Below are 8,982 nucleotides of genomic sequence, written 5' to 3' on the forward strand. Positions count from 1 at the left end.
CGCGTCCGTGAACTTCGATGCTCGCATCCTTCTGTCTCCTCCCAGCCAGGTTCCAGGATACCGGAAACTCCAAGCCGAAACGATCCAGTTTGTTGGGGGCAGAGCATCGATGCGTCGTCAGGGGATGTGCGCACCGTTCTGAAACAGGCCGATCTCGCCTTGCACGAGGCGCGCCGTCTGGGGCGGGGCGGTTGGGCGATGTTTTCACGTGCGCTGGAGCTGGAGGCTGATACCAAGTTGCGGATCGATTCCGATATCCGGGAGGCACTTTCAAGGCATGAATTGCAACTCGTCTATCAGCCCCAGGTGGATGCACACAGCCGGCAGCTGGTAGGCTTCGAGGCGCTGCTTCGGTGGGAACACTCTGTCTACGGCACGATCCCGCCATCGGAATTCATCAGCATTGCCGAGGAGAACGGAACGATTGTCGGCATTGGGGAGTGGATCATTCGTACAGCCGTGGCTGCTGCGGCGCGATTGCCGGAAGCCATCAAGATGGCAATCAACATCTCTCCGCTCCAGATGAACTCGCCGCAGCTGGTCTCTACGTTGATAAATGCGGCAGCGACCAACCGCGTTGATCCGAAGCGTATCGATCTTGAAATAACCGAATCGGCCTTGATGTCTGACACCGGCGCGGTGCTCGAGCGGTTGAAGCAGCTGCGAGATTTCGGCTTTTCCATTTCCCTTGATGATTTTGGTACGGGCTATTCCTCGCTCACCTATCTGAAGATGTTTCCGTTCAACAAGATCAAGATTGACCAGAACTTTGTGCGCGGGCTTGAGAACGAGAGCGATATTGAAAACCGCGCGATTATTGAATCGGTTCTGACGCTGGCGCGGCTGATGGGCTTGCGGACAGTGGCAGAGGGTGTTGAGACCGATTTTCAGGCGGACTTCCTCCGGGATCTTGGATGCAATGACCTGCAAGGTTTCCTGATCAGCAAACCCTGCCGTCTGGAAGCGTGTGGGTTGATTATTGCGGATTCTGCAATGAAGGATGACGCCTGTACGCGAACGCTCCATCAGCAGGCGGACCGTGTTCGGCTTCTCAAGTTCGAAAAAACGAATGAAGACGGGATCGCTGTGTAATGCCGATGAAGCAACGCCTCCGCACAGAAAGATCTGATTGGTGGTTTTCCGAGGCGGCTGTGCCGGAGAGCCGCGTTGCCGGCCTGCAGGCCCAGCAGATGGCGTCGATGGCGCGTATCACCAGCATCATCCTGTTGTCCAACATCATCAATATCGTGGCGGTCGTCGGATTGTTCATCCAGGCGGCGCCGATGGAGCTTTTGCTGGTCTGGGCGGGTGTTGGCCTGGCGGTGAACTGGGCGGCGCTGAACAAGCATATCAGCTTCCAAAAATCCCCGCCCGAAAAACGCAACAACCGCCGCGCGATCCGCGATTATGTGCACTGCTCGGTGATGAACGGTGTCCTCTGGGGCACCGGGCCGGTGATCGCCCATATCGGCGGCGACCCGCACGGGCATATGTTGATGGGCATCATTGTGGCGGGCATGATGTTCGCGGGCGGGTTCCTGCTGTCGCGGATCCCGAAGGCGGCCTACAGCTTCATTGTGCCGACCGGACTCGGCATGGCGGTCGCGCTGCAATTCCAGCCCGGCAGCAATTACATGATGATCTCTATCCTGACGATCTTCTACCTGATGCTGCTGGTAGTGGCGGTCAAATGGACTCACCGGCAGTTTGTCGAGCAGTATCTCGGCGAGGCCGCGATCCAGGAACAGCACCAGCTCATCGGCTTGTTGCTGCGCGATTTCGAGGAGAGCGCTTCGGACTGGCTCTGGCAGACCGACAGCCACGGCGTGTTGCAGCCCCTTCCGCTTGCTTTTGAAGGCGACAGCCAGATTTCGGCGGTTTCCGGTGGGCGAATGCCGGCGGGGGAGCAATTCCTGTCGATGTTCGAATCCGGAGACGCGAAGGACGCGCTGGAAGACGCGCTTGCCGCGCACGCTGCGTTCCGGGATCTAGCTGTGCGCACGACCGACGAAAACGGGGCGGGCTGCTGGTGGTCGGTGACCGGCAAGCCGGTATTCGAGAATGGCCTGTTCCAGGGCTTCCGCGGGGTTGCGGCGGATATCACCGAGTCCAAGGAGATTGAGGACCGAATCGCCCGCATGGCGCATTTTGACAGCCTCACGGGTCTCGCCAACCGCATGACCGCGCAGGACAAGGTGCGCGAAGCTTTCGAGCAGCGGGTGAACCCGGCGGCCTGCAAGGCATTGCTGCTGATGGATCTCGATAACTTCAAATGGGTCAACGATACGCTCGGTCACCCGGCGGGGGACGAGCTTCTCCGGCAGGTCTCCGGGCGGCTGAAAGCGCTGTGCCAGCCGGATGATTTCATGGCGCGCCTTGGCGGCGACGAGTTTGCGCTGATCGTCGAGCGGCCATCGGAGGACGCGTTGGAGACCTTCCTGGACCATCTCGCGACCGAGATGAGCCGGCCGTATAATATCTGGGGCTCCAGCGCGACCTGTTCGGCATCCATCGGTGTACGGATTTTCGAGGCGTCTGTGCCGGAGCCGCGCGTGATGATGACCCATGCCGATCTTGCGCTTTACCAGGCGAAGCATCTCGGCAAGGCGAAATGGTGCATGTTCTCCGCCGAGCTGGAGGAGCGAGCGCGTGTGCGCCAGGAGATCCGCGAGGAATTCCAGCGCGCGCTCGAAGAAGGCGAGCTGCGGGTCTATTTCCAGCCTGTTGTTCATGCAAGCAGCCACAAGGTGGTGGCCTGTGAAGCGCTGGTGCGCTGGGAACATCCGCAGCGCGGCATCGTCTATCCGGGCGAGTTCATCGAACATGCCGAGGAAAACGGCCTGATCACGCGGATGGGCGAATGGGTCATCCGGGCGGCGCTGGCGGAAGCCGCAAGGATGCCGGAACATTTGCGCCTGTCGATCAACATTTCGCCGCTGCAGATCCATTCGGTGACGCTGGTAACGACCATCATCAATGCGATTGCAGCCAGCGGCGTCGATCCGGCCCGGCTGGAACTTGAGATCACCGAGACCGCGCTGATGAGCAATACGGGCGCGACGCTGCGCCGGCTGCACCAGCTGCGCGATCTTGGCATCAGCATCGCTCTGGATGATTTCGGAACGGGCTATTCCTCGCTTAGCCTGCTGCGCGCCTTTCCGTTCGACCGGATCAAGATCGACCGGCAATTCGTCAGCGATATGGAATCGCGCACGGATTCTCAGGCGATCACGATGGCGACCGTCAATCTTGCCAAGTCGCTCGGCATGCGCTGCACGGCAGAAGGCGTCGAGACACTCTACCAGGCAGAGTTCCTGCGAGATATGGGCTGCGAGGAGCTTCAGGGCTTCTTCATCAGCCGCGCGCTGCCGCTGGACCAGCTGACACACCTGATCGAGGTGACGCCGTTCATGGAGGCGCCGGTGGTGCGTTCAGAGCCCCTGTCCAGCTGGCCGGCCGGGCCCCGGCTGGTTCAGGATACCGTCCGCTCAAAGACGGGTTAGGCGCCGGCCTATTCGCCTTCCGGCTCTGGCTGTGTTTCCGCAGGCTGGGCCGGCTGGGGGGCGGGCTGCTGGGCGGGAGGCCTCCGCCCAAGGAGATTGCCAAGCGCCTCGCGTGCGGCCCGTTCGGCAGCGTCTTCGATCTGGCTTTGCGGGGAGCGCGGCGGGGTTGCTGGGGTCTCTGTGCCGTCCGGTGAGTCCGGCGTTTGTGTCGGCGCTTGAGGCTGGCCGCCCCCGATGATGCCGCCGATGATCGAGCCCGCGACATCGCCCGTCCGGCCTGTGATCTCCTGCTGCAGCCGCCCGGCCAGCTCGGCCTGCAGGGCGGATTGCACGCCGGAGAAGTCCGGCGTGACGCGCAGCGCATTCCAGTTGCCGGAAATCTGCACCGGGACCGGAATTCCGGCGAGTTGCAGGGTGGCGCCCTGGCCCTGGCCGGTCCGGTCGATAGCGGTGGCGAGCTTGATGTCGAGTGACTGGCCGCCAAGGTCGATCCGCCCCGTGCCATCGACGCCAAGGACCGGGTTCAGGAGTTTCAGGATATCCACATTCGCAACACCGTTGCGCATGGAGAGCACGGTATTGAAGCTCGTGAATTCGGTCTCCGCAGCAGGTGACAGGACGCCCCGGAAATCGAGCTGGGAGTAGTTGCCGGTGGTCACCGCCTGCTGGAGCGACTGGGCGCTGCGCACGAGCTGGGTGACGTTCAGGCCCTTCAGGGCGCCCTCATTCAGGTTGGTCGAGAGATTGCCATTCAGGCCCCGGATGATCTCGTCGATCGAGGTGCCGCGCGCCGTCGCGTCCACCTTGAAGGCGCCGGTTCCCGTCAGCCGGTCGAAGCCGGCGAGGGTGCCGAGAAGGGAGGAAATCGCAACGCTGCTGCCGTCCATATTGAAGGCAAAGGCCGGCACCGGCTGTGAGGCGTCAACGCTGAGCTGGCCGGCCCAGCGCCCGCCGAAGGCTGTGAAGCGCGAGAGGTCTGCCTGCAGGCGGCCATTGTCGAGCGCGGCAGTCAGCGCGGCATCGGTCAGGACCACGCTGCCGAGGGTGAGGCGGGAGGTGGTGATCTGCAGGTCGGCATCGGCGGCGGTGAGGCCTGCAAGATCGAGCTTGTCCTTGCTCCAGGCTTCGAGGGGCTGGGGCTGTTTTGGTGCCTGGTCGGCGGGCGCCAGGAAGGGCGACAGGTCCAGCGCGCCCATGTCGAGCCGCCCGGTCAGCTTCGGCCGTTCGCCGGTGAGGTCGAGGCCGGCCGTTCCCCGGGCGCTTATCTTGTCGAGCTTCAGGTCCAGATTGGAGAAGGTGAGCTGAGTGAAGCTGCCTTGAACGGCTGCGCTGGCATCGAAGGTCTGCAGGGTACTGCCGGGCTCGAGGGCCACATCTGCTGCCGCGAGCAGGTTGCGCAGCTTCGCGCTGGAAGCCGACATCTGGCCGTTCAGGGCGCCGTCGCCGCCGAGGCTGGCCGAGCCGGTATAGGCGGCCTTCAGGAGGCTGCCCTCATGTTTGAAGTCGAGATTGCTGAGGGCGAGGGCATCTGCCGGGCCAGTGATGATGGCCGACAGGTCGACCCGCTCCAGCGCAGCGGCGGCGGGCAGGTCGAGGCCGAGCTGGCGGGCGAGTTCGCCCATCCGGTTGCTGCGGAAGCTGAACCGGCCCGCCAGCGCCGGCACCTCGCCGAGCGTGACTGTGCCGGTATAGCCGGCATCAATCAGGCTGCCCTTGACGTTCAGTTTCTCGAAGGTCAGTCCCGGCGCCAGCAGCGAGCCGGTGATGCTGGCGGCGATGTCTCCCCGGCCGAGCGGGGCGAGGTTCAGCGGCATCTCAAGCGCCGCGAACTGGGCAAGGGCGGCGAGATTCGGGACATCAAGGGTAAGCTTGCCGTCAATGGACGGTTCCTCGCCGAGCAGCACATCGCCATTGAACGAAGTGCGCATCAGGTCGGAGGTCTGGGTCAGGCGGCGGATGTCGATGCGCAGCTGGTCGGCGGGGCCCGACACGGCGCCCTCGAGGTTGATCCTGCCCAGCTTGGCGAGATCGTAGGGAATGTCGGCCCCGGTCAGCGCGGCAAGGGCGGGCAGGGCCTGTGAGGAGGCATTGAATGTGCCGTCCAGAAGCGGCACGTCGCCGAGGGTGACGCTGCCATCATAGCGGACCTTCGCAAAGGCCGTCTCAAGCTCGGCGCGGATGTCCGCCGGCTTGTTGCCGAGCAGCGCGTCGAGCGTTTCGATATTGGCGCTCAGCTCGAATGGGTTCGCCTGGAAAATCCCCTTGGCGCGGATGCGGAACGGCGAATTCGGCGCCGGCATCGAGGCCTGCAGGTTCAGGTCGCGCAGTTCATAATATTCCCCCGTCTGCGCGTCGCGGTAGGCCAGCATCGCGTTGGTCAGGCGTGCCTGCTCGACCCCGCCATTGAAGCTGCGGGGCGCTGCCGGTGTCTCGGACGGCGCGGGCGCGGGGGGGCGCTCTGCCGGCGGGGCCGGGTCGCCGAACACCCAGTTTGTGCTGCCATCCTCCAGCCGCTGGAGAGAGACGGAGGCATCGACGAAGGCGAGTTCGCGTACCTCGACACGGCCGGAGAGCAGCGGCAGCAGCCGGACCGAGCCGCGCAGCTCCCCGGCCTGAATCATGTAGGGCCCGTCAAACCCTTGCGGATTGGCAACGGTCACGCCGCCGACGCTGGCTGCGATCTGCGGGAACACCGACAGGCGCACATCGCCGGACAGGACTACGTCGCGCTGCAGCGCCTGGGTGGCGGCCCGCTCGATCTGCGCGCGGTAAACGCTCTTGGGCACCAGGAAGGGCACGGTGAGCAGCGCGGCGATCAGGAGACCGGCAATGGCTGCACTGATCAGGGCGATACGTTTGGTCGTCATCGTGTCGAATCCGCTGTGATTCCTAGCGAATAGCACATGGGGCCGGAATGTGTCCTGTGCATGGCAATCGCGGCAAGAAACGGTGGCGCAGCGGGGCGGCAGGCGGCATGCACGGGAATGTGAACGGGCCTGCAGATGCCTGATCTTGAGTGCTTGACCCGCCCCGCCCGCTTGATTAAGGAGACGCTTCGCCCCGCTCAGGGGTGCCAGATGCGCGGGTGTAGCTCAGTCGGTTAGAGTGCCGGCCTGTCACGCCGGAGGTCGCGGGTTCGAGCCCCGTCACTCGCGCCATTTGTCTTGCCTCCTCCCTCATTGTATCTAAAATCCAGCAGGGTGGCCGGGCGCATTCATGATCTGCGCCGGCTGCACAGACCGGAGGTGCTCCATGTGTGCGCGCAGCTCCATCGCTCTTTTCATCGCGATTGCAGCCGCGTTCGCCGTCCTTGCCTTTGTAACCACGATGCTGAGCGGCGGTGATGGCAGCCGCCTTGGCATCTGGGCGCTCGCGGCGCTCGTCTCGCTCGCCAGCCTGTCCATTCTGGCAAGCAACAAGCCGGGCCGGGATTGCGAGCGGCGCGAGGGCTGAGCGGGAAAGCCCTGTTTACCAGTCCGCATTCCTCCGGCATGAGCGGGGCATGAGCGAGACCCTGACCTTACCGGCTTTCGAGGATGTTGTGGCCGCCGCCGGGCGGCAGGAAGGCGTTGTGCGCGAGACGCCGGTGCTCGGCCATGAGGCGCTGGACGCCGCCGCAGGCGCGCAGCTGCTGGTCAAGGCCGAATGCCTGCAGGTGACCGGCAGCTTCAAGATACGGGGCGCGATGAACCGTCTGGCGCAGATCCCGGATTCCGGGCGCCGGGCCGGGGTGGTCGCCTTCTCGTCCGGCAATCACGCACAGGGCGTTGCGCGGGCCGCGCGGCTGCTGGGGATGCCGGCGCTGATCGTTATGCCGTCCGATGCCCCGAAGGTGAAGGTGGACGGCGTGCGCGCCGATGGCGGCGAGGTCCACCTCTATGACCGCCACCGTGAGAGCCGGGAAGAGATTTCCGCGCGCCTCGCTGCCGAGCGCGGCGCAGTGGTCGTGCCGAGCTATGATGATTTCGACATTATTGCCGGGCAGGGCACGGCCGGCCTCGAATTTGCGCGGCAGGCCGAGGCGATGGGCAAGCCGCTGGATCACCTGATCTGCTGCACCGGGGGCGGTGGGCTTATCACGGGCGTTGCGCTTGCCTTCGAGCGGCTCTCGCCTTCCACGCGGATATGGACGGCGGAGCCGGAAGGGCATGACGACTGGGCGCGCTCGCTCGCGGCAGGCGCAGTGCTGGGCAATGCGCCGGGCACGCGGTCCATCTGCGATGCGATCCTGACGCCGGAGCCGGGCCGGCTGACCTTTGCGCTCGGCCGGCGGCTGCTGTCGGGCGGGTTGACGGTCAAGGATGAAGAGGTCGCCCATGCGATGCGGATGGCCTTCCGGTACCTGAAGATCGTGGCGGAGCCGGGTGGGGCAGCCGCGCTCGCGGCCGCGCTGACGGGCGTGCCTGCGGAGATGCAGGGCAAGCGTGTCGGCATTCTTGTCACGGGCGGGAATGTGGATGCGGCGCAGTTCGCCGAAATCCTCTCAGGCAGCACCGCTGCCCCTTGAAGACATCCGCAGGCGGCCCGGCTGTTGAGGGTCAACTTTCCGGATCATGGTGCGTGATCAGCGCGCGTCATGGTTAATCTCATCTTCCGCACCCGGATGAGATTAACCGCGTTCCCTTCAGCCCGCTTTATCGGGTGATGAGTATGCCTTTCACTGGACGCATCGCCCGCAGCGGTGCGCAGCGAGGGCGTAGGACATGAAAGCACTTCCCCTGATCAGCCTCGGGCTGTCGCTCATCCTTGGGGCCGGCGCTGTTTTCTTCGGGCGTGAGTTCATGTCGGAGCGCGCGCCGGAAGCGAACGCCGCGCCTGCGGCGCCGGTCATCCAGATGAGCCAGGTGATCGTGGCGGCGGCCCGGATCGAGGCAGGGCAGGCGATTGAACCCGGCATGGTGCGCAGCGTTGAATGGCCTGAGAAGGCGCTGCCGCCGGGCGCCCTCACAAGCGGGCTTCCAGCCGGGCAGCGGGCGCTGGCGCGCGGCACGATCTTTCCGGGCGAGCCGATCCTCGAGGAAAAAGTCAGCCTGGACGGCGCCATGCTGATCCTTGCGGCGAACATCACGCCCGGGATGCGGGCTGTGTCGATTGTCGTGCAGAATGATACCGGTGTGGCGGGCTTCATCCTGCCGGGGGACCGGGTGGATGTGAACGAGTTTGACGATCAGCGCGCGCAGTCGGGCTATCTTGAAGGCGACAGCCGGACATCTGGCAAACTGGTGGCCCGCGCCGTCCTGAAATCAGTCAAAGTTCTCGCCGTTGACCAGACCTTCGCGCCGGACCTTGAAGGCGCGCGCCTGTCGAGCACGGTGACGCTGGAAGTGACGCCGGAAGATGCGCTGCTGCTGGGCGCGGCGAACCGGCGCGGCGCGCTGGCGCTCGCCCTGATCAGCCGCAATGAAGATGTGCCGGATGTCATGGTACGGACGGAAGCGGCGGCGCCGCCGCCCCCGCCGCCCACCCCGGGGGCCGGGGG

6 protein-coding genes and 1 tRNA gene are annotated in these 8,982 nt (G+C 64.7%); 6 read left to right on the forward strand and 1 reads right to left on the reverse strand.

All coding sequences use genetic code 11. The features are described from left to right. Both ACK4SV_RS14350 and ACK4SV_RS14355 read left to right on the forward strand, forming a co-directional pair. On the forward strand, window positions 1-1,092 hold a 1,092-nt coding region (locus ACK4SV_RS14350; protein WP_409918532.1), incomplete at its 5' end, for a putative bifunctional diguanylate cyclase/phosphodiesterase. Beyond that, a complete protein-coding gene (locus tag ACK4SV_RS14355) occupies window positions 1,092-3,503 on the forward strand; it encodes a putative bifunctional diguanylate cyclase/phosphodiesterase (protein WP_409918533.1) in 2,412 nt (803 codons plus the stop codon). The genes ACK4SV_RS14350 and ACK4SV_RS14355, both read left to right, overlap by 1 nt. Before the next feature lie 8 nt (window positions 3,504-3,511). On the opposite strand, the gene ACK4SV_RS14360 is transcribed toward ACK4SV_RS14355, so the two are convergent. Then, window positions 3,512-6,370 carry an AsmA family protein gene (locus tag ACK4SV_RS14360; protein WP_409918534.1) on the reverse strand — a complete coding sequence of 953 codons (2,859 nt, stop codon included), beginning with the start codon at window positions 6,368-6,370 and terminating at the stop codon, window positions 3,512-3,514. 214 nt (window positions 6,371-6,584) lie between these two features. Between ACK4SV_RS14360 and ACK4SV_RS14365 the strand changes: the two genes are divergently transcribed. From ACK4SV_RS14365 to cpaB, 4 genes are all read left to right on the forward strand, one after another. Continuing rightward, window positions 6,585-6,661: transfer RNA gene (locus tag ACK4SV_RS14365), tRNA-Asp, on the forward strand. A 94-nt stretch (window positions 6,662-6,755) separates the two neighbouring features. Then, window positions 6,756-6,956 carry a hypothetical protein gene (locus ACK4SV_RS14370; protein WP_409918535.1) on the forward strand — a complete coding sequence of 67 codons (201 nt, stop codon included), beginning with the start codon at window positions 6,756-6,758 and terminating at the stop codon, window positions 6,954-6,956. Between the two features lie 49 nt (window positions 6,957-7,005). After that, the gene (locus ACK4SV_RS14375) at window positions 7,006-8,010 is read left to right on the forward strand and encodes a threonine/serine dehydratase (protein ID WP_409918536.1); all 1,005 of its coding nucleotides are present in this window, start codon (window positions 7,006-7,008) and stop codon (window positions 8,008-8,010) included. Window positions 8,011-8,206: 196 nt separating this feature from the next. After that, a partial coding sequence (cpaB, locus tag ACK4SV_RS14380; RefSeq protein ID WP_409918537.1) for a Flp pilus assembly protein CpaB occupies window positions 8,207-8,982 on the forward strand: 776 nt, incomplete at its 3' end.

The sequence above is a fragment of the Hyphomonas sp. genome, from assembly GCF_046313735.1.
Lineage (GTDB): Bacteria > Pseudomonadota > Alphaproteobacteria > Caulobacterales > Hyphomonadaceae > Hyphomonas.